Origin of the sequence: Haemophilus sp. SZY H68 (genome assembly GCF_018829685.1) — a bacterium.
GTDB lineage: Bacteria > Pseudomonadota > Gammaproteobacteria > Enterobacterales > Pasteurellaceae > Haemophilus > Haemophilus haemolyticus_K.
In genome coordinates this window covers 651,313-671,805 of the sequence record NZ_JAHKKB010000001.1, presented here as the reverse complement: position 1 = coordinate 671,805, position 20,493 = coordinate 651,313, and the positions used below count along the sequence as shown (strand labels likewise).

The 20,493-nt window shown below is 38.8% G+C and carries 16 protein-coding genes; 10 read left to right on the top strand and 6 right to left on the bottom strand.

What is annotated here, in order from left to right; genetic code table 11:
- Position 1: 1 nt before the first annotated feature.
- Together KP712_RS03165 and KP712_RS03160 are read left to right on the top strand one after the other, a co-directional pair.
- Positions 2 to 292 (top strand): integration host factor subunit alpha, encoded by a 291-nt coding sequence (locus KP712_RS03165; RefSeq protein ID WP_048953654.1) that lies wholly within the window; start codon positions 2 to 4, stop codon positions 290 to 292.
- Positions 293 to 344: 52 nt separating this feature from the next.
- Positions 345 to 830: an NlpC/P60 family protein gene (locus KP712_RS03160; RefSeq protein ID WP_048953656.1), complete on the top strand. Its 486-nt coding sequence runs from the start codon at positions 345 to 347 to the stop codon at positions 828 to 830.
- Between the two features lie 48 nt (positions 831 to 878).
- Here KP712_RS03160 and KP712_RS03155 read toward each other — a convergent pair whose 3' ends face one another.
- The 4 genes from KP712_RS03155 to potA all read right to left on the bottom strand — a co-directional run bounded on the left by KP712_RS03155 (position 879) and on the right by potA (position 4,822).
- Positions 879 to 1,961 carry an extracellular solute-binding protein gene (locus KP712_RS03155; RefSeq protein WP_048953658.1) on the bottom strand — a complete coding sequence of 361 codons (1,083 nt, stop codon included), beginning with the start codon at positions 1,959 to 1,961 and terminating at the stop codon, positions 879 to 881.
- A 128-nt stretch (positions 1,962 to 2,089) separates the two neighbouring features.
- On the bottom strand, positions 2,090 to 2,860 hold the full coding sequence (gene potC, locus KP712_RS03150) for a spermidine/putrescine ABC transporter permease PotC (protein WP_215770564.1): 771 nt from the start codon (positions 2,858 to 2,860) through the stop codon (positions 2,090 to 2,092).
- Entirely contained in the window at positions 2,860 to 3,720 is an 861-nt protein-coding gene (gene potB / locus KP712_RS03145; protein ID WP_005638601.1) for a spermidine/putrescine ABC transporter permease PotB, read from the bottom strand. The genes potC and potB overlap by 1 nt, the downstream gene beginning before the upstream one ends.
- Complete coding sequence (gene potA / locus KP712_RS03140) at positions 3,704 to 4,822, bottom strand: spermidine/putrescine ABC transporter ATP-binding protein PotA (RefSeq protein ID WP_165818753.1); 1,119 nt, start codon at positions 4,820 to 4,822, stop codon at positions 3,704 to 3,706. The genes potB and potA overlap by 17 nt, the downstream gene beginning before the upstream one ends.
- Positions 4,823 to 5,118: 296 nt before the next feature.
- On the opposite strand from potA, the gene pepT reads away from it, so the two are divergent.
- Positions 5,119 to 6,357, top strand: coding sequence for a peptidase T (gene pepT, locus KP712_RS03135; RefSeq protein WP_111407892.1), 1,239 nt, complete (start codon positions 5,119 to 5,121; stop codon positions 6,355 to 6,357).
- 159 nt (positions 6,358 to 6,516) lie between these two features.
- Here the strand turns inward: pepT and KP712_RS03130 are convergent, their stop codons facing one another.
- Both KP712_RS03130 and KP712_RS03125 read right to left on the bottom strand, forming a co-directional pair.
- Complete coding sequence (locus KP712_RS03130; RefSeq protein ID WP_111407893.1) at positions 6,517 to 7,146, bottom strand: histidine phosphatase family protein; 630 nt, start codon at positions 7,144 to 7,146, stop codon at positions 6,517 to 6,519.
- 89 nt (positions 7,147 to 7,235) lie between these two features.
- Positions 7,236 to 8,603 (bottom strand): efflux transporter outer membrane subunit, encoded by a 1,368-nt coding sequence (locus KP712_RS03125; RefSeq protein ID WP_111407894.1) that lies wholly within the window; start codon positions 8,601 to 8,603, stop codon positions 7,236 to 7,238.
- A gap of 303 nt (positions 8,604 to 8,906) precedes the next feature.
- On the opposite strand from KP712_RS03125, the gene glnS reads away from it, so the two are divergent.
- The 7 genes from glnS (at position 8,907) to glgA (ending at position 20,312) form a co-directional block, all read left to right on the top strand.
- Positions 8,907 to 10,580: a glutamine--tRNA ligase gene (gene glnS / locus KP712_RS03120; protein ID WP_215770563.1), complete on the top strand. Its 1,674-nt coding sequence runs from the start codon at positions 8,907 to 8,909 to the stop codon at positions 10,578 to 10,580.
- 65 nt (positions 10,581 to 10,645) lie between these two features.
- Positions 10,646 to 11,110: a YcgN family cysteine cluster protein gene (locus KP712_RS03115; RefSeq protein WP_215770562.1), complete on the top strand. Its 465-nt coding sequence runs from the start codon at positions 10,646 to 10,648 to the stop codon at positions 11,108 to 11,110.
- A 70-nt stretch (positions 11,111 to 11,180) separates the two neighbouring features.
- On the top strand, positions 11,181 to 13,271 hold the full coding sequence (malQ, locus tag KP712_RS03110) for a 4-alpha-glucanotransferase (RefSeq protein ID WP_215770561.1): 2,091 nt from the start codon (positions 11,181 to 11,183) through the stop codon (positions 13,269 to 13,271).
- A 9-nt stretch (positions 13,272 to 13,280) separates the two neighbouring features.
- The gene (gene glgB, locus KP712_RS03105) at positions 13,281 to 15,470 is read left to right on the top strand and encodes a 1,4-alpha-glucan branching protein GlgB (RefSeq protein WP_215770560.1); all 2,190 of its coding nucleotides are present in this window, start codon (positions 13,281 to 13,283) and stop codon (positions 15,468 to 15,470) included.
- Positions 15,471 to 15,473: 3 nt separating this feature from the next.
- Positions 15,474 to 17,450, top strand: coding sequence for a glycogen debranching protein GlgX (gene glgX / locus KP712_RS03100; RefSeq protein ID WP_215770559.1), 1,977 nt, complete (start codon positions 15,474 to 15,476; stop codon positions 17,448 to 17,450).
- Positions 17,451 to 17,472: 22 nt separating this feature from the next.
- Entirely contained in the window at positions 17,473 to 18,774 is a 1,302-nt protein-coding gene (gene glgC, locus KP712_RS03095; protein WP_215770558.1) for a glucose-1-phosphate adenylyltransferase, read from the top strand.
- Positions 18,775 to 18,881: 107 nt separating this feature from the next.
- Complete coding sequence (glgA, locus tag KP712_RS03090) at positions 18,882 to 20,312, top strand: glycogen synthase GlgA (protein ID WP_215770557.1); 1,431 nt, start codon at positions 18,882 to 18,884, stop codon at positions 20,310 to 20,312.
- Positions 20,313 to 20,493: the final 181 nt, after the last annotated feature.

Here is a 20,493-nt window from a genome sequence, read left to right as displayed (position 1 = left end):
TATGGCTACGATAACTAAAATTGATATTACTGAGAATTTAATTGAAAAATATCAGTTACCTAAAAATGAAGCAAAAAAAGTTGTAGAAAACTTTTTTGAGGAAGTCCGGGTATCACTTGAATCTGGTCATGATGTAAAATTATCAGGGTTTGGTAACTTTGAATTACGTAATAAAGCTTCACGTCCAGGACGTAATCCTAAAACTGGAGATGTAGTGGCAGTTTCTGCTCGCCGAGTGGTAACATTTAAACCAGGGCAAAAGTTACGTGCTCGTGTAGAAAAAACTAAATAGTAAGCAACAAAAAGTGCGGTGAATTTCTACCGCACTTTTCATATGAAAAGGTATGAAAGTATATAAATCATTTTTAATCGCTACTGCCTCGCTGTTTTTATTCGCTTGTTCCAGCTTTCAAAACGATGATTATGCGATGAACTATAAAGGTCAAATCGGTGATCCTATTATGGCCATAGCCATGTTGAGCGAACAACAACATGAATGGGCGGGTACACCTTATGTGCTCGGTGGTGTTTCACGTCGTGGCGTAGATTGTTCCGGTTTTGTGCAGAAAACTTTCTTCGATCGTTTTAATCTTCGTTTGCCAAGAAGTACAACTGAACAAGCCAATTATGGTAAACATGTACGCAAAGAAGATATTCAAACGGGTGATTTAATTTTCTTTAAAACTGGCCGAGGCCCTAATGGTTATCATGTGGGGATTTATGTAAAAGAAGATAAATTCCTTCATGCTTCCACCAGAGGGGGAGTTGTCTATTCTTCAATGCATAACCCTTATTGGTCTAAGGCATTTTGGCAGGTTAGACGGATTTAGATGATTTAAGTATAAGTGCGGTTTTAACCGCACTTGTATTTATTAGAATTATTTAGCTGTTTTTAATTCTTGATAATATTGCTCATAGAATTGAATTGCATCGCCAACGTCATCTTGCCAGTGGCTATTTTTTAATACATCAGCTGGTGGATAAATCGCTGGATCTTCAGTGATTTCTTTTGGTAATGCTTTTTTCGCTTCTAAGTTAGCTGTTGGATAGCCAATTGCTAAGGTTAATTTTTCTGCAGCTTTAGCACCTAACATATAGTTAATAAGTTTATGTGCACCATCTGGGTTTTTAGCGGTTTTAGGAATTGCTAGAGTATCAACCCAAAGTACCGGGCCTTCTTTCGGGAATACCATGTCTAAAGGTGCTTTTTCTTTTTTAGCAATACGTACAGAACCATTCCATAATTGACCGACTTCAACTTCACCCGAGATGAAAGAGTTCGCAGGGTTATCGGAATTGAAAGAAAGTACGTTTGGACGTAGTTTTAATAATTCTTCATAGGCTTGTTTGATAATGGCAGGATCTTGAGTATTTGGATCTTGACCAATTTTCAATAAAGCGATGTTAAATACTTCGCGTGCATCGTCTAATAACTGAACTTTGTTTGCAAATTCAGGTTTCCACAAGTCAGCCCAAGAAGTGAATTGAGCGCCTTTATAAGTGTTGGTATTGAATGCAATACCTGGTGCACCTAATAATTGTGGGAGAGAGTATTTGTTACCTTTATCATAAGGTTTATCAAGCCAATCAGGGTCTAATTCTTTAATAACAGGTAATTTACTGTGATCGAGCTCCATTAACATGCCTTCTCTAGCCATCTTAGAAACAAAGTAGTTAGATGGTGCAATCACATCATAGCCACCAGCAGCACCTTGAGTTTTGAGTTTTGCATACATCGTTTCATTTGATTCTAGGCTTGAAACGATAACTTTGATGCCAGTTTCTTTGGTAAAGTCATCTAAAAGGCCATCTGGTACGTATTCAGTCCATGTGTAGAGGTACACGGTGTCATTGGCAGTAGCCGGAGATTTTGCAGCTTCAGCTTTGCTATCTTTATCATTACAAGCAGTTAAAGTTGCAGCTACTAAGCCTGCAGTAATTAAACCTGCGAATTTTTTCATTTTTGTTTGTTCTCCGTAAAGAGTCGTAAAAAAACCACCTGCCGAATGACAGGCATAAAAAAACGCCTTGATTGTGCGTCAAGGCGTATTCTATTTTAAATTCAAAGGTTTGTGAAACCTTTTGTTTATTAATGGTTATTTTTTCGTGTAATAAGCTGGCTTAAAACGACAAGAGCCAGTGAAAGCACGATCATAATCGTTGCTAAAGCATTAACTTCAGGTGTTACACCAGTTTTCACTAGAGAGAATATTCTCAATGGTAAGATTTCATAACTTACACCACTGACGAATGATGAAACCACAACATCATCTAATGAAATAGTGAAACTTAATAACCAACCAGATACAACTGCAGGTAATGCTAAAGGAAGGATAATTTTACGTAAAATGGTCACTTCGCTTGCGCCTAAGTCTTTCGCTGCTTCTAACATTCTAGAATCAAAGCCATTTAAGCGAGAGAAGATAGTTACGGTCACATACGGTAAACAGAAGGTCACATGAGCCAGTAATAAAGACCAGAAACCTAATGAAATACCCACAACCATAAATAATGCAAGTAAAGATACCGCCATTACAATATCTGGTGACATCATGACGATAAATAACATACCGCTTACCGCTTGTTTACCGCGGAATCGATAGCGGTAAAGTGCGATTGCCGTTAACCCACCAACAATAGTAGCTAGTGTAGCTGAAAAAAATGCAATAGTCACCGAATGAATTGCAGCTTGTATTAAGGTGTCGTTATTAAATAAACGCTCGTACCAGTTCCAGCTAAAGCCTTTCCAGCTTAAACCATAACGATCTTCGTTAAAGGAATTGGTAACCAAAATAATAATTGGGATATACAAATAAGCGTATACCACAAACATAAATGCATTACGTAGTAAACGACTCATTATTCTAACTCCACTTTCTTATTCAATAGTTTGTTCGCGCGGTAGTACACGAAAATCAACAATGCCATTAGAACAGTTAAACCAATACTGATTGCAGAACCAAATGGCCAGTTACGAGAAATTAAGAATTCGCTCTTAATTACGTTACCAACTAGCAATACTTTTGCTCCGCCAAGTAAGTCTGCAACGTAGAACATACCCATTGCTGGTAATAACACTAATAAACACCCTGCGATGATGCCTGGCATGGTTAGTGGTAAAATAACACGGAAGAAACGTTGGAATGCATTTGCACCTAAATCTCTTGCTGCCTCTAATAAGCGACCGTCTAATTTCTCAATCGCAGAGTAGAGCGGCAAAATCATAAATGGCAATAGCAAATAAACTAAGCCTATGATTACCGCAATTTCTGTATTCAAAATGCGAATTGGTTCACTCAAAATTCCCATATCCATCAACATGGTATTAAGCACACCTTTCACACCGAGAAACACTTTCATTCCATAAATACGGATCAACGAGTTTGTCCAGAATGGTAAAACCACAAGGAACAATAAGAGCGGTCGATATTTAGGATTAATTTTGCTCATCATGAAAGCAAATGGATAGCCAACTAATAAGCAAATAATGGTAGCTATGCCCGACATATACAATGAATTCCACACAACTTGTGCATAAAGCGGATTAAACAAGTTTGTGTAGTTTTCAATGGTGATTGGGAAAGCGTAAAAGTCGCTACCGTCTCTAGTCAGAAAACTTACGGCGAATACCAATAAGTTTGGAATCAACACAAAGAAGATGAGCCAACTGAAGATAATCGCAACAGTAATTTTCTGGAATTTATTATTGATTATCTTCATCGTTGAGAACAACCTCCCAGCCTTCATGCCATGTGATGCCTACGCGTTGACCTACGCTATGATCCATATGTGGATCGTCTTCGTTAAAGAATTCACTTACAAGTACACGCATGCCATTATGATCAAATTCTACAGTTGATTCTAATGTCATTCCTTTGTAAGTGCGGTCAACAATGTGGCCGATAATCGCTTTAGAATGTTCATTTTCATCTAATTCTTCAATCACAATATCTTCAGGGCGAAGGAGTACTTGAAGTTTTTGATCTTTCTCAACAGGCATGTCTGTGTAAATATCACAAACTCGACCTTCAACATTCGCGAGTACAACTTGTTCTGACTTACGTTCAATCACCGTTGCTTCAAATACGTTAATTTCGCCAATGAAACGAGCAACGAATAAGTTAGCTGGATCTTCATAGATTTCACGTGGAGAACCATCTTGTGCGATTTTACCTTTACGCAACAACACAACACGATCAGACATTGTAATTGCTTCTTCTTGATCGTGGGTGACGAAAATAAAGGTAATGCCAAGCTGACGTTGTAACATTTTGAGTTCATTTTGCATTTGTTTACGCAATTTGTAATCCAATGCAGATAAAGACTCATCAAGTAACAACACTTTTGGTTTATTTACTACGGCGCGAGCGATGGCAATACGTTGTTGTTGTCCGCCAGAAAGTTGGGTTGGCTTACGATCAGCCATTTCTTCTAGCTGTACCATACGCAAGGCTTCTAAAACACGCGGTTTAATTTCGTCGTTTGGTACTTTTTGCATACGCAAACCAAAAGCCACGTTCTCAAAAATTGTCATATGTGGAAATAGCGCATAGCTTTGGAATACAGTATTAATGTGACGTTTTTCCGCTGGTACATTGGTGATATCTTCACCATCTAAAATAATGCTACCTGAATCCAATTCTTCTAAGCCTGCAAGTAAGCGTAAAACTGTGGTTTTACCACAGCCTGAAGGGCCGAGAATAGTGACAAATTCACCGTTATTAATTGTAAGATTGAAATCGTTAATAATGGTGTTAGAACCATAGGATTTTTTGATTGAACGAAGCTCAATAATAGGCTTGTTTTGAAGCTGATTTTCCACTAGCTTTGGTTTTCTCCCTAATTTCACCAATGATTTGGTACTGAGTAGAAATAAAACCTGCAAGACTGCAGGGGCGACATATAAAAATAGACGCCTATGATATAGTGAATTGTTAATAATTAAAAGGACTTAATACCTTAGAAAGTAAAAAAACTGCCGTTCATAAAAATAACAAGAAATTTACCCGCACTTTCGATGAATTTTACTTCATTAATTTTATAAATATTGTTATATATCAAGATGTTTTCTATTTTTCTCGTTAAACTAAAAAAGATATTTTTAAAAGGAGCGAGAATATGATTTCTCAAACAGATAAAACAGAACTTTTAGAACGATTTTTACATTATGTGTCTTTTGACACTCAATCAAAACCTAATGCGAAGCATTCCCCCAGCTCTGTCGGGCAAATGAAGTTAGCCATGCAGTTGCAAAAAGAGCTCATCCAACTTGGTTTAGAGAATGTTCAAGTAAGTAAATACGCGGTTGTGACCGCATTTTTACCGGCTAATGATCCTAACTTAACGAAAACCATTGGTTTAATTGCGCATCTTGATACATCTCCGCAATGTAGTGGTAAAAATGTACGCCCTGAAGTGATAGAGCAATATCGTGGCGGAGATATTGCATTAGGTATTGGCGAGGAATTTATTAGTCCTGTTTACTATTCTTTTATGCAAAAATTGGTCGGGCAGACTCTGATTGTTGCCGATGGAACCACTTTGCTTGGGGCGGATAATAAAGCGGGAATTGCAGAAATTATGACCGCACTTTCCATTCTTCAAAAAGAGAATATTCCTCATTGCAATATTCGCGTTGCTTTTACGCCTGATGAAGAAATTGGCTTGGGAATCCATTATTTCCCAATGGAAAAGTTTTACTGTGATTGGGCATATACCATTGATGGGGGAGAAGTAGGGGAATTAGAATACGAAAACTTTAATGCTGCTACGGCAAAAGTGCGGTTTTTCGGGCGGAGTATTCATCCTGGTTACGCAAAAGGAAAAATGGTGAATGCACTGACTTTAGCTTGCGAGTTCCAGCAAGTTTTTCCAGTTGATGAAGTACCAGAAAAAACAGATGGGAAAGCGGGCTTTTATCATTTAGAAGATTTTTCTGGCGATATTGAGCAAGTAGAGCTCACTTATTTAATTCGTGATTTTGATGAGCAGAATTTCGCACAAAGAAAAGCTTTTATTAAAAGTCAGGTGGAAAAATTTAATGCTAAAAAAGGTTTGAAAAAGCCTATTGAGTTAGACATTCAAGATAGCTACCAAAATATGTATGATGTGGTAAAAAATGTTCCTCAATCAATTGAACTTGCTGATCGAGCAATGAAAGCGGTAGGGGTTAAACCAAGTCATAAGCCGATTCGAGGCGGTACAGATGGAGCATTTTTAGCCTCTAAAGGTTTAGCATGTCCCAATATTTTTACGGGCGGCTATAATTTCCATAGTAAACACGAGTTGGTTTCTTTACAAGGCATGGAAAAGACGGTCCAAGTAATTATCGAAATGTTAAAATGTAAAGAACTGTAAAGATTTGTAAAGAAATGTAAGGGTTTCTCTTGCTATTCTTTAGATTAATCAATATAATGACCTTGTTTTATCGAGATTCCTTTGATAAAGCTAAACTTTAGAGATTTTATTCATAAATTCCTTTTTGATGCCCCTAATTATTTAGGGGCTTTTTTTTACCTATTGTAAATGCGTTGTGTCATTTAGTTTTTTAAGGCTAAAGCCTTTTTCACTGTCATAATGCATGATGCTAATAGCAGTATTTAATAAAGATACTGATTTATCTTTATCTCGGTGATTTTGCCAAGTTGCGCCATTGAGTAAAGCAATCAATAGACGCAAGGTATGGCCATGCGATACCACTAAAATATTCCCTTCTTGATGAATCTTAATAATATCTTGTAAAGCTACGATAGCGCGTTTGGCTAGTTGTTCATAGGTTTCTCCACTATTCGATTCAGCTTTATAGTTTGCAGGATCATTAATCATTTGTTGGAATTCGGGCAAAGGTCGGATCAGTTCCACATTTGTTCCTTCCCAACTACCAAAATAATGTTCATTTAATCCACGATGTTGGAATAAGGGAATGTTTCGATCGCCAATAATATAATTGGCCGTGTCAATGGTACGTTGTAAACAGCTCGAATAGGCCGCAATAAAATCGACATTTTGTAAAGCTTGCCCAGTTTTGACCGCACTTTGAATGCCTTCTTCTGTTAATGGAGAATCTCCACTGCCTTGCATTAATCCTTGTTCGTTCCAAACAGTGCGGCCATGACGAATAAAATAAAAAGTAAGTTGTTTTTTCATTTTTAGGAATATTTATTGGTAAGGTTTATACCTTAATGAGGAATGTAATATTAAAAAGGGCGTTTAAAAACGCCCTATGTTTAGTTTTATTAACGAGAGTAATATCCCGCCATTGAGCTATATACCGCATTTTCACTTTGCAACACTTGATATTTTGCATTCAAAATTGCAAGTTGTGATGATTTTTCAGTATTGGCTGCAACTAACCATTCGCGCAATTCGGACACGCCCGCATTATAGCGATTTCGATAATATTGCGTGATACGTTGATTGTAACTATGGGTTTGCTGTAAATTACTTAATGTGCTTTGCGCTTGGGTAAATGCAAAGTAGTTGGTATCCACATTATTGAGAGCGGTGGTAATACGTTGTTCGTAATTTAAACGCGCGGTTTCATAGTCAGCTTCAGAAATTTTAACGTTCCATTTTACGGTGTTCCAATTTAAGAATGGCAAGCTAATTCCGACCGTGCCTGCAGCCACAGGATTGTGTAACGCCGTGCCAACAGTACTTGCTGTTGAAGATAGACTTCCACCTAAATTAACCTCTGGGAACCAGCTTTTTTGAGTTGCTTTCGCATTTTTGAATGCACTACTTAAACGGAATTGTGCTGCTTTTACATCAGGACGATTTGCAATCACAGATACAGGAACATTCAAATTCACCCCAGCTGTTTTCACATTCATAATATGTGGGAAAGTGATATTTAACGCATCGTTTGGTTTTAAGTTTAGCAGATTGCGCAAGGTTTGTTCTGCCGTTTTGCGTTGGGTTTCAAAATTTAATTTGTTATTACGCGCCGTTAATACTGCTTGTTGCGCTTGATCTACGCTGACCGCATCTGCCACACCCTGTGCTAAACGCGTTTGCATAATATTACCAATGTCAGTGTAATATTTGATCGTTTCGTTGGTTGTGCTAATTGCATCATTTAAATAAGCAATTTGATAATAAGTTGTTACTACAGAATTGATTAATGATAAACGAGCAGATTCCATGTCTTCTGCGGTTGCTTTGTGCGACCATTCCGCAGCATCAGCGGCATTGGCTAAACGTTGCCAAAGATCCAATGTATAGCTCACATTTAAAGAACCTTTGTGTGAAATGGCAGAGTTTGCACTGGTATCAACTCGACGTTGTGCCGCTGATGAAGTTGAACCATTAAATGCAGGCACTAAATTTGCGCCCACTAAATTTGCACTATAAAGCGCACGGTTTACTGCCACAGCTGCTTTAGCTAAATCTTTGTTGTTTATTAACGCTTGTTCTACGACGCGATTTAATTGCACATCGTTATACAATGACCACCAATTTTCTTTTACATTATATTGCTTGGTAATTTCTTCATATTGCTTGTAATCTTCAAGGCTTGCTTGATAAGAATCGCCAATATTGGCACATCCCACCAATGCACTAGACATCAACAAAGTAAGCGTGATATTTTTCATTTTAAACATTGAGTTTTCCTTCTTACGAAAATGAGTGGAAAGTGCGGATGATTTTAACCGCACTTTTGTGTTTTACAAAATTATTCCCTTGCGAACCCAATTATAAAACAAACCACTGAACGATTGTTCATGAGAGGCGGCATTGTAATGATTTATTCTATTTTTTGCACGAAAAATCTTGCGGTTAAACAAAAAATGCTGAAAAAGTCATAAGCTATTAAATAGAAAGTGCGGTTAGTTTTGGGATCAAATTCACAACGCCTGACTTTTCGTATAGAATGGGAAAATTATTTTCAATTTATTGAGAAATTTATGAGCAATACAGAACACACTCTAGAAAATGCGGAAAATACCCGCACACATAACTTCATTACTCAAATTATTGATGAAGATTTAGCTTCGGGTAAACATAAAAGCGTTCATACCCGTTTTCCGCCTGAGCCGAACGGCTATTTACATATCGGTCATGCGAAATCTATTTGTTTAAACTTTGGCTTAGCCAAAGAATACCAAGGTTTATGTAACCTACGTTTTGACGATACCAATCCAGTGAAAGAAGACGTGGAATATGTGGATTCCATCAAAGCTGACGTGGAATGGTTAGGTTTCAAATGGGAAGGTGAACCGCGTTATGCATCTGATTACTTCGATGCGCTTTATGGTTATGCGATTGAATTAATTAAAAAAGGCTTGGCTTATGTGGATGAGCTTTCTCCAGAAGAAATGCGTGAATATCGTGGTACGTTAACCGAGCCGGGCAAAAACAGTCCATATCGTGATCGCAGCGTAGAAGAAAACTTAGCGTTATTCGACAGAATGAAAAATGGAGAATTTGCTGAAGGTACATTAAGTCTTCGTGCAAAAATCGACATGGCTTCACCATTTATGGTCATGCGTGACCCTGTGCTTTATCGTATTAAATTTGCGAGCCATCACCAAACCGGTGACAAATGGTGCATTTACCCAATGTACGATTTTACTCACTGTATCTCTGATGCAATTGAGCGTATTACACACTCTTTATGTACATTAGAGTTCCAAGATAACCGTCGTTTATATGACTGGGTGTTGGAAAATATTAGTATTGAACGTCCATTGCCACATCAATATGAATTCTCTCGTTTAAATTTAGAAGGTACGTTAACGTCTAAACGTAAATTATTGAAATTAGTGAATGAAGGCATTGTTGATGGTTGGAACGATCCGCGTATGCCGACGATTTCAGGTTTACGCCGTCGCGGTTATACACCGGCTTCGTTACGTGAATTCTGCCGTCGTATCGGTGTGACTAAACAAGATAACGTTGTAGAGTATTCTGCACTTGAAGCATGCATTCGTGAAGATTTAAACGAAAATGCACCACGTGCAATGGCAGTGATTGATCCTGTTCGCGTAGTGATTGAAAACTTTGAAGGCGAAGAAACCTTGACTGCGCCAAATCACCCGAATCGTCCTGAATTAGGTGAGCGTCAATTACCGTTTACGAAAGATCTTTATATTGATCGCGCAGACTTCCGTGAAGAAGCGAACAAACAATATAAACGTTTAGTATTAGGTAAAGAAGTGCGTTTGCGTAATGCTTATGTGATTAAAGCTGAACGTGTAGAAAAAGATGCAAATGGTGAAATCACCACGATCTTCTGTACTTATGATCCTGAAACTTTAGGTAAAAATCCAGCAGATGGTCGTAAAGTGAAAGGGGTAATCCACTGGGTTTCTGCTGCACATAATCACCCAGCTGAATTCCGTTTGTATGATCGCTTATTTACCGTGCCAAATCCAGGTGCTGAAGATGATATCGAAAGCGTGTTAAATCCTCATTCACTCGTGGTAAAACATGGTTTTGTTGAACAAAGCTTGGCGGCTGCGGAAGCAGAGAAAGGTTATCAATTTGAACGTGAAGGTTATTTCTGTGCGGATAGTAAAGATAGCCGACCTGAACATTTGGTGTTTAATTTAACGGTAAGCTTAAAAGAAGGCTTCTAATTTTAATCAATCAAGTGCGGTCAAAATAAATGCGATTTTGACCGCACTTTTTATTTGTATCAACTATGCAATCTAGTATACAACTTGACCCCAATTTCTGGCAAACAAAATCCCTGCTTGAAATGACGGAATCTGAATGGGAAGCCTTATGTGATGGCTGCGGCAAATGCTGTTATCGCAAATATATTCAAGGGCGAGGTAAACGCCAAAAACTTTATTACACTCGAATTGCTTGCAACCTTTTAGATGTGGAAACTGGAAAGTGCGGTAATTATTCAGAGCGTTTTAAAATTGAAACCGACTGCACCAAACTCACCAAAAAGAATTTACCTGATTTTCATTGGTTGCCCGACACTTGTGCCTATCGTTTGCTTTATGAAGGAAAAAAGCTCCCTGAATGGCATCCACTCATTTCTGGCCATGCGGATTCCTTGAAAAATGCTGATGTTTTAATCAAAAATGGTGTGCATGAACGCGATGTAATTGATTGGTTTAAATTTATTATTGACGAAGATCACACTTTTAAATAAAGCCGGTTGTCATCACTTTCAGCTTGGTTATAATCCCTAACAAGAGTTATACAGTTGTCATGTGGTGTCTATGCAAATCTCGGATTCTCTCAAACAAAAAGCAGAAAAATGCGGTATCGCGCTTTCTCATTATGATATTGATGGACATCTTATTTTCGCAGATGAAAAGACGGTTTCAACTTTTGTTGAGCTTTTGCAGCCTCCGCCAAAAGCGAAAGGACAGTTTGACGATGTACAGGCTGCATTTGAAGATGAACCGATTGATTATCGACTCAATCGTCTAGATTTGCCACCATCTGTGGGATATCGTTATCAGTTGATTGATGAATCTAATGCCATTCTGTTAGAAAAAACACTTTCAAATTTATCCGCACTTTCCTTGCCTCCACTTCCTTTTGGCTATTATCAATTATCTATTTTTTCCGATACTGAACATTATATCGTTCGTTTACTGATTTCTCCTAAAACAGCGTTTCAACCACCCGTATTAAAAAATAAAAAAGTGTGGGGCGTAAATGTGCAACTTTACAGTTTACGCTCAGAACAAAACTGGGGTATTGGCGATTTTGGTGATTTAGCCACTTTAATTGAACAAAGTGCAAAACAAGGCGCAGATTATGTGGGAATTAATCCATTACATTTGCCGTATCCTGCTGTGCCAAACTGGGCCAGTCCTTATAGTTCATCCTCTCGTCGTTGGTTGAATTTTTTATATTTAGCGATTACAGAGTTACCAGAGTTTAAGCGTTGCCGTTCAGTGCAAAATTGGTTTAAGCGTGAGGATATTCAAGCAAAAATTGCTGCTTTACGTGAAAGTGACAGCGTCGATTATTCTTCAATATTTGCTTTAAAATTAACCGCACTTGAGTCCCTGTTTGATTTCTTTCAGCGTAGTCAATCCGCTGAAATTGTGATACGTCGAAAAATCTTTTCTGAGTATTTAAAAAACAAAGGTGAACCTTTGTTGTTACAGGGCTTATTTAATGTATTAGATTTACAAGAACACGCTGACCATCAAGCAGAAGAAAATACCATCGGTTGGCTTGGCTGGCGTAAGGAATGGCAATATTTAAGTGCGGTAAAAAGAAAAGCCCTATTAAAAACACACCATCAGAAAATCCAATTTTTTGCTTGGTTGCAATGGCTCACGGAAGAACAACTTTTCGCATTACAAAATCTTTGTAAACAATCTGGTATGAAGTTGGGGATTTATGGTGATTTAGCGGTGAATAGTTCTCGTGGCAGTGCTGATGTATGGAGCGATACTGATTTATATTGTGTCAATGCCTCTATTGGTGCGCCACCTGATCCGTTAGGCCCTGTCGGGCAAAATTGGAATTTGCCACCTTATAATCCAACGGTGCTAAAAGCACGTGGCTTTGCACCATTTATCGATATGCTACGTGCCAATATGCAATATTTCGGTGTACTACGCATCGATCATGTTATGGGCTTATTCCGTTTGTGGTGGATTCCAGAAGGAAAAACTGCGGCTGATGGTGCTTATGTACATTATCCTTTTGATGAATTAATGGCAATTCTTGCCATTGAAAGTGTCCGTAATGAATGTTTGATTATCGGTGAAGATCTCGGCACGGTGCCTGATGAAGTGCGGTGGAAATTAAACGAGTTTCAAATTTTCTCTTATTTTGTATTGTATTTTGCCCAACGAAATGGCGAATTTCCTCGTATATCTGATTATCCTCGAAATGCTTATGCCACTATTGGTACACATGATGTTCCCTCATTACAAAGTTTTTGGCATTGCCGTGATTTAGAATTATTTAATCAACTTAGTATTCTGAATGGGGAAGTACTCAAGCAAAAATACGATCAACGTGTCATTGATAAACAAGCCTTATTAAATCGTTTACATCGTGATAATTATTTACCGCCGCATTATGAAGGCGATGCGCTTTCTATGGCGATGCATGATCATTTAAACCGAATGATCCATCATTATTTAGCGGAAAGTAACAGCCGATTGATTGGTGTGCAATTAGAAAATTTACTTAGCCAAGAAATCAGTTTTAATTTGCCAGGTACCTCAAATGAATACCCAAACTGGTGCAAGAAACTTGCTCGACCGTTAGAGTTTATTTTTAGCAATGAAGCTTTAAAAACGTTCTTTGTGCAAATTAACCAAGGGCGAAATGTATAAGGAGTAAATATGACAACCGCAGTAACACAAGCAATTATTGATGGTTTTTTTGATGCGAGCAATGGTGATCCTTTTGCTACGCTTGGTATGCACGAAACAGAGCAAGGAATTGAAATCCGTACGTTGTTGCCAGATGCCAATCGAGTGGTGGTGATTGAGCGTGAAAGTGGTAAAGAAATAACGGAACTGGATTGTGTCGATGAGCGTGGCTTTTTTGTTGGTGTTATTCCAAATTGTCGTCATTTTTTTGCTTATCAATTACAGGTTTTTTGGGGCAATGAATCGCAAATAGTCGAAGATCCTTATCGTTTTCATCCCATGATTGATGATTTAGAACAATGGCTACTTTCTGAAGGTTCTATGCTTCGCCCCTATGAAGTGCTTGGTGCGCATTTTATGGAATGTGATGGTGTGAGCGGGGTGAATTGCCGCTTATGGGCACCTAATGCTAGACGTGTTTCTATTGTGGGGGATTTCAACTATTGGGATGGACGTCGTCATCCTATGCGTTTTCATCTAAAAAGTGGTGTATGGGAGCTCTTTTTACCAAAGGCCAGTTTAGGACAGCTCTATAAGTTTGAATTAATTGATTGCTATGGCAATCTTCGTTTGAAAGCCGATCCCTTTGCCTTTAGTTCGCAACTTCGCCCTGATACAGCATCGCAAGTGAGTGCATTGCCAAATGTGGTGGAAATGACGGAACAACGTCGTCAAGCAAATCAAGCGAATCAACCGATTTCCATTTATGAAGTACATTTAGGATCTTGGCGTCGTAATTTAGAAAACAATTTTTGGCTAGATTACGATCAAATTGCTGATGAATTAATCCCTTATGTAAAAGAGATGGGCTTTACCCATATAGAATTTTTGCCGCTTTCTGAATTCCCATTTGATGGTTCTTGGGGCTATCAACCACTAGGGCTTTATTCGCCAACCAGTCGCTTTGGCTCACCTGAGGCATTCCGTCGTTTAGTAAAACGTGCACATGAAGCAGGAATTAATGTGATTTTAGATTGGGTGCCAGGTCATTTCCCAAGTGATACGCATGGTTTAGTCGCGTTTGATGGTACAGCTTTGTATGAGCATGAAGATCCTCGCGAAGGTTATCATCAAGATTGGAATACCTTGATTTATAACTATGGACGTAATGAGGTCAAAAATTTCTTATCCAGTAATGCACTGTATTGGCTTGAACGCTTTGGTGTAGATGGTATTCGCGTGGATGCCGTGGCTTCCATGATTTACCGCGATTACAGCCGTGCGGAAGGGGAGTGGATTCCAAATCAATATGGTGGACGCGAAAACTTAGAAGCCATTGAATTTTTAAAACATACCAACTGGAAAATTCACAGTGAAATGGCGGGGGCAATTTCTATTGCAGAGGAATCAACCTCTTTTTCTGGTGTGACTCATCCGAGTGAAAATGGTGGATTGGGCTTTAATTTTAAATGGAATATGGGCTGGATGAACGATACGCTCTCCTATATGCAACTTGACCCAATTTACCGCCAATATCATCACAATAAGATGACTTTTGGGATGATGTATCAATACAGCGAAAACTTTGTGCTACCGCTTTCCCATGATGAAGTGGTGCATGGCAAATATTCGCTTCTCGATAAAATGCCAGGAGACGCATGGCAAAAATTTGCGAACTTACGTGCTTACTACGGTTATATGTGGGGGCATCCGGGTAAAAAATTGCTCTTTATGGGCAATGAATTTGCTCAAGGTCGTGAGTGGAATTACGAAGAAAGTTTGGACTGGTTCTTGCTTGATGAAAATATCGGTGGTGGCTGGCATAAAGGCGTTTTGAAATTAGTAAAAGATTTGAATCATATTTACCGAGAAAACTCACCGCTCTTTGAACTGGATTATTCGCCTGAAGGCTTTGATTGGCTTGTCGTTGATGATGCGGCAAATTCTGTATTTGCTTTTGAGCGTCGCAGCTCAAATGGTGAGCGCATTATTGTTATTAGCAACTTCACCCCTGTGCCACGCCATAATTACCGTATTGGGGTAAATGTTGCAGGCACTTATGAAGAAATTTTGAATACTGATTCTATGTATTATCAAGGCTCCAACGTGGGAAATTTTGGCTATGTAACAAGTGAAGAAATTGAAAGCCATGGACGAGAAAATTCTATTTCGATTTCTATTCCACCATTGGCGACAGTTTATTTGAAATACAATTTGTAAGATATGTTTACGATTTATAACAACGGCAAACCAGCGCCAATGGGCTATTCAATATTCACCGAGAATGGCGTGAAGGTGACTAATTTTGCACTGTTCTCTGATGCGGCGAGTGGTGTTGAAGTTTGCCTGTTTGATGGCGATAAGGAAACGCGCTTTCCTATGGTTCGAACAAATAATGTATGGCATTTAGCTTTAGCAGGCGTTGAGGTTGGGACAGAATATGGATTCCGCATTCACGGTGAACATGCCAATCCAAATAAATTAATGCTCGATCCTTATGCGAAAGCGGTGAATGGGAAACCGGATTTAAGTACCGAAGAAAGTCGTTCTTGGTTTTTAATGAATGATCATCGCGATAATGCTCATATTGCGCCAAGAGCGGTGATTATTCCAGAAGATTTTGATTGGGAAAATGAAACAGCACCCAATACACCTTGGGCGGAAACCATTGTGTATGAATTGCACGTTAAAGGTTTTAGTCAACTTAACGACAAGATTCCCGCTGAATTACGGGGCACCTATGCGGGCTTAAGTCATCCTATCAATTTAGCTTATTTAAAAGAATTAGGCGTAACAGCAGTGGAGTTGCTGCCTGTAAATTTCCATATAAATGAACCGCACTTACAGGCACGAGGCTTACAAAATTATTGGGGATACAATCCCTTAGCCATGTTTGCGGTGGAACCCAAATATGCGGCAACAAATAATCCATTAGCTGAATTTAAAGCGATGGTGAAGGCGTTTCACAAAGCGGGCATTGAAGTTATTTTAGATGTGGTATTTAACCATTCTGCAGAATCAGAGCAAACTTACCCAACATTTTGCCAGCGTGGTATTGATGATCAAACTTACTATTGGCGCAACGATCAAGGGCGTTATATCAATTGGACAGGCTGCGGCAATATGCTCAATTTATCCTCTGATGTTGGGCGAAAATGGGTCGTAGATTGTTTATGTTATTGGGCTGAACAGTGTCATGTTGATGGTTTTCGATTTGATTTAGCCTCCGTGCTTGGGCGTGATACACCAGATTTTAATGCGCAAGCTCAGCTTTTTACTGACATAAAAAATGAGCCAAGTTTACAAAATATTAAATTGATTGCAGAGCCGTGGGATATCGGACATTACGGTTATCAAGTCGGGAATTTCCCAAATTATTTTGCGGAATGGAATGATCGTTTTCGTGATGATCTTTGTCGTTTTTGGCTGTGGAAAAGTGGCGAAGTGGGTGCCTTTGCGGAACGCTTTGCAGGTTCTAGCGATTTATTTAAGAAAAATGATCGCTTGCCACACACAACACTTAATTTTATTACCGCTCATGATGGTTTTGTCATGCAAGATTTGGTGAGTTATAACCAAAAACATAACGAAGCGAATGGCGAAGAAAATAGTGATGGTCGCAATGAAAATTACAGTTATAACCATGGGGTAGAAGGTTCTACTGAATGCCTTTCTGAACCGCAAAAAAGTGCGGTAGAAAATAACCGCACTTTTGCACAAAGCGGATTATTAATGAGTTTATTGCTGGCGAATGGCACACCTATGCTTTTGGCGGGTGATGAGTTCGGCAACACTCAATATGGTAACAATAATGCCTACTGCCAAGATAACGAGATTACTTGGCTTAAATGGGCAAATTTTAACAAGGAATTATTTGAACTTACTAAGCAAACGATTGCAGTTCGTAAGCAAATTGGTAGTTTAAATCGGAATCAATGGTGGTCAGGTAACAATGTGCAATGGCTTAACATTCACGGTAACCAGATGACAGTTGACGACTGGCAAAATCAACAAACCAAAGCATTACAAGTAGTTTTAGATAAGCATTGTCTTTTATTGATTAATGCCAAAGCCGAATCGCAGGTTTTTTACTTACCCGATGGAAAATGGAAACCTCAAATCGGCACACATAATTTAACCCTCGATATACAACAAGCAGAGCTTAGTTCAATGGGCTTTTGTATGCTGAGTGACGAATAACTATAAGACTATGGAGATCCTTATGAAAGCTGGCGACCTTAACAAATATGATTTAGTTAAAAATACTTTGGTGCTTATTCTTGCGGGTGGACGTGGTTCACGCTTGCATGAACTTACGGATAAACGTGCAAAACCCGCCCTTTATTTTGGTGGTAACCGTCGTATTATTGACTTTGCACTTTCTAATTGTATTAACTCTGGTTTGAACCGAATTGGGGTAGTGACTCAATACGCGGCACACTCTTTACTTCGTCATTTGCAAACTGGTTGGTCTTTCTTACCACAAGAAAAAGGGGAGTTTGTTGATATGCTTCCTGCCCGTCAACAAATTGATGATTCAACTTGGTATCGTGGTACGGCGGATGCTGTTTATCAAAATATGGCGATTATTCGTGATCACTATCGCCCTAAATATGTTTTGATCTTAGCGGGTGACCATATTTACAAACAAGACTATAGCGTTATGTTGATGGATCATGTTAACAGCGGTGCAAAATGTACGGTAGGTTGTATTGAAGTACCACGCTCTGAAGCACATGAATTTGGTGTCATGGCGGTAAACGAAAATTTAAAAGTTAAAGCCTTTGTTGAAAAACCAAAAGATCCGCCAGCAATGGTAGGTAAACCTGATATTTCACTCGCATCAATGGGGATTTATGTGTTTGATGCTGACTATCTTTACAAAATGTTGGAGAGAGAGGTCAATACACCACAAACTAGCCACGATTTCGGTAAAGATGTATTACCAAAATGTTTAGCAGAAGAAACCCTTTATGCGCATCCTTTCAGCCGTTCTTGCATGGGACGTAATACTGAAGGTGAAATTTATTGGCGTGATGTGGGTACATTAGATAGCTTCTGGCAATCTAATATCGATTTAGTATCTGAAAACCCACAGCTTGATATTTATGACCAAAGTTGGCCAATCCGCGGTAATCCAATTCAAGCTTACCCGTCAAAATTCTTCTACAAAAATTCAAATGTTCATCCTGTAGATAATTCTTTAATTGGCGGTGGTTGTGTGATTACTGATGCGTCTATCAGTAATTCCGTGCTATTCGATCGCGTTAAAATTGATGCTTTCTCAAAAGTAGATCATTGCGTAGTATTGCCACAAGTTAAAATCGGTAAGAATTGTATATTGAAAAACTGTATTCTCGACCGTGAATGTATCATTCCTGATGGCATGGAAATTGGTGTGAATATGGAAGAAGATAAAAAACGCTTCCGTATTAGTTCAACCAGTAAAGTTATTTTAGTTACCCCGAAAATGCTGAAAAAATTAGAAGGGGAAGAAGTCGTCTCTGAAGAGCATTTAGATTAATGATGAAAAAAAGTGCGGTGAATTTTGACCGCACTTTCTTCCCCTATTTTCTAAAGAGGGGAGTTGATCGAGCGTTATTTATGTTTTATAGGGAAAATAAAAATTAAATGAAAGTTTTGCACGTTTGCTCAGAATTTTATCCGCTCCTCAAAACAGGCGGTTTAGCTGATGTTTTAGGGGCTTTACCGCAAGCCCAAAATCGAATAGGGCTTGATGCACGTATTTTATTGCCTGCTTATCCAGCGATTTCTGCAGGTATTTCTAATACACAAGTTGTGGCTGAATTTGACAATTTTGCGGGACATGTGGTGTTGCGTTATGGCGAATATAATGGCGTGGGCGTTTATTTAATTGATGCGCCACATTTATATGCGCGTGAGGGGAATCCATATCACGATTGTTACTACCATGATTATGGAGATAACTATAAACGTTTTGCCTTACTTGGTTGGGTTGGCGCTGAATTATCCACAGGTTTAGATAGCTGGTGGCGTGCAGATGTGGTTCATGCTCATGATTGGCATGCAGGTTTATGTGCCGCTTATTTATTTAATAAAGGTCGCCCAGCAAAATCTGTATTTACAATCCATAATTTAGCGTATCAAGGACAATTCCATTATCAGCATTTATTTGAAATTGGCTTACCAGCAGGCATGTTTAATGTTGATGGTTTAGAGTTATTTGGGCAGATTTCCTATTTAAAAGCAGGATTATTTTACTCCGATGCCAGCACTGCAGTGAGCCCGACGTATGCCAAAGAGATTACAACACCTGAATTTGCCTATGGCTTAGAAGGTTTACTTTCTGGTTTAAAATCTCAAGGGCGTTTAGTGGGGATTCTTAATGGGGTAGATGAAAATATTTGGCATCCAAATGTCGATCAATATATTCAGCATCATTACAAATTAAAATATATGGCGGGTAAAAAACAGAATAAAGCTGAACTGCAAGCTTATTTTAATTTACCGCAAGATGAAAATGCATTGGCATTTGTGATGGTAACCCGCTTAACCGAGCAAAAAGGCGTGGATTTATTGATTGAAAGTGCGGATGAAATTGTAAAACAAGGCGGCCAGTTGATGATTTTAGGTTCTGGCGCACCGCACTTTGAACAAGGTATTCGTGAGCTTGCTGAACGTTATCCACAAAATGTTGCAGTCAAAATTGGTTACGATGAAACACTGTCACATTTATTAGTGGCAGGTGGTGATGTGATTTTAGTGCCAAGCCGTTTTGAGCCTTGTGGCTTAACACAACTTTATGGTTTGCAATATGGCACACTTCCTCTTGTTCGTAAAACGGGGGGGTTAGCCGATACGGTGGTGGATAGCACACCGGAAAATATTAAAGATCGCACGGCAACTGGTTTTGTGTTTGAGCAAGCTATCGCTGAAGATTTACGTAGAAGTATCCAACAAGCGTTTGATATTTGGCAAAAACCGAGAGTCTGGTCAGCATTGCGAGCGAATGCAATGGCACAAGATTTCAGCTGGCGTAAAGCAGCAGAACAATATCGTGCACTTTATGAACGCTTGTAGTTTTATTTATAAACGTTAAGGGCAAAAGTCTGTTTGTAGATTATTGTTGCAAGCTCTGTGATTATGCTTGTTTTTCGACAAGATAAGCATAAAATTTGAACGAATTTATTAGAGGTATAAAGGTTCTCGGATACAAAGAGCGGTCTATTTCGATTGATTTTTTGAAATGTGCGTGAATTTT

Coding starts and splice junctions, on each gene's coding strand:
- malQ (WP_215770561.1), top strand. CDS start 11,181: ATGCAAATCTCGGATTCTCTCAAACAAAAAGCAGAAAAATGCGGTATC.
- glgC (WP_215770558.1), top strand. CDS start 17,473: ATGAAAGCTGGCGACCTTAACAAATATGATTTAGTTAAAAATACTTTG.
- potC (WP_215770564.1), bottom strand. CDS start 2,860: ATGAGTCGTTTACTACGTAATGCATTTATGTTTGTGGTATACGCTTAT.
- glgX (WP_215770559.1), top strand. CDS start 15,474: ATGTTTACGATTTATAACAACGGCAAACCAGCGCCAATGGGCTATTCA.
- KP712_RS03125 (WP_111407894.1), bottom strand. CDS start 8,603: ATGTTTAAAATGAAAAATATCACGCTTACTTTGTTGATGTCTAGTGCA.
- glgB (WP_215770560.1), top strand. CDS start 13,281: ATGACAACCGCAGTAACACAAGCAATTATTGATGGTTTTTTTGATGCG.
- pepT (WP_111407892.1), top strand. CDS start 5,119: ATGATTTCTCAAACAGATAAAACAGAACTTTTAGAACGATTTTTACAT.
- glnS (WP_215770563.1), top strand. CDS start 8,907: ATGAGCAATACAGAACACACTCTAGAAAATGCGGAAAATACCCGCACA.
- KP712_RS03130 (WP_111407893.1), bottom strand. CDS start 7,146: ATGAAAAAACAACTTACTTTTTATTTTATTCGTCATGGCCGCACTGTT.
- KP712_RS03160 (WP_048953656.1), top strand. CDS start 345: ATGAAAGTATATAAATCATTTTTAATCGCTACTGCCTCGCTGTTTTTA.
- KP712_RS03115 (WP_215770562.1), top strand. CDS start 10,646: ATGCAATCTAGTATACAACTTGACCCCAATTTCTGGCAAACAAAATCC.
- KP712_RS03155 (WP_048953658.1), bottom strand. CDS start 1,961: ATGAAAAAATTCGCAGGTTTAATTACTGCAGGCTTAGTAGCTGCAACT.
- glgA (WP_215770557.1), top strand. CDS start 18,882: ATGAAAGTTTTGCACGTTTGCTCAGAATTTTATCCGCTCCTCAAAACA.
- KP712_RS03165 (WP_048953654.1), top strand. CDS start 2: ATGGCTACGATAACTAAAATTGATATTACTGAGAATTTAATTGAAAAA.
- potB (WP_005638601.1), bottom strand. CDS start 3,720: ATGAAGATAATCAATAATAAATTCCAGAAAATTACTGTTGCGATTATC.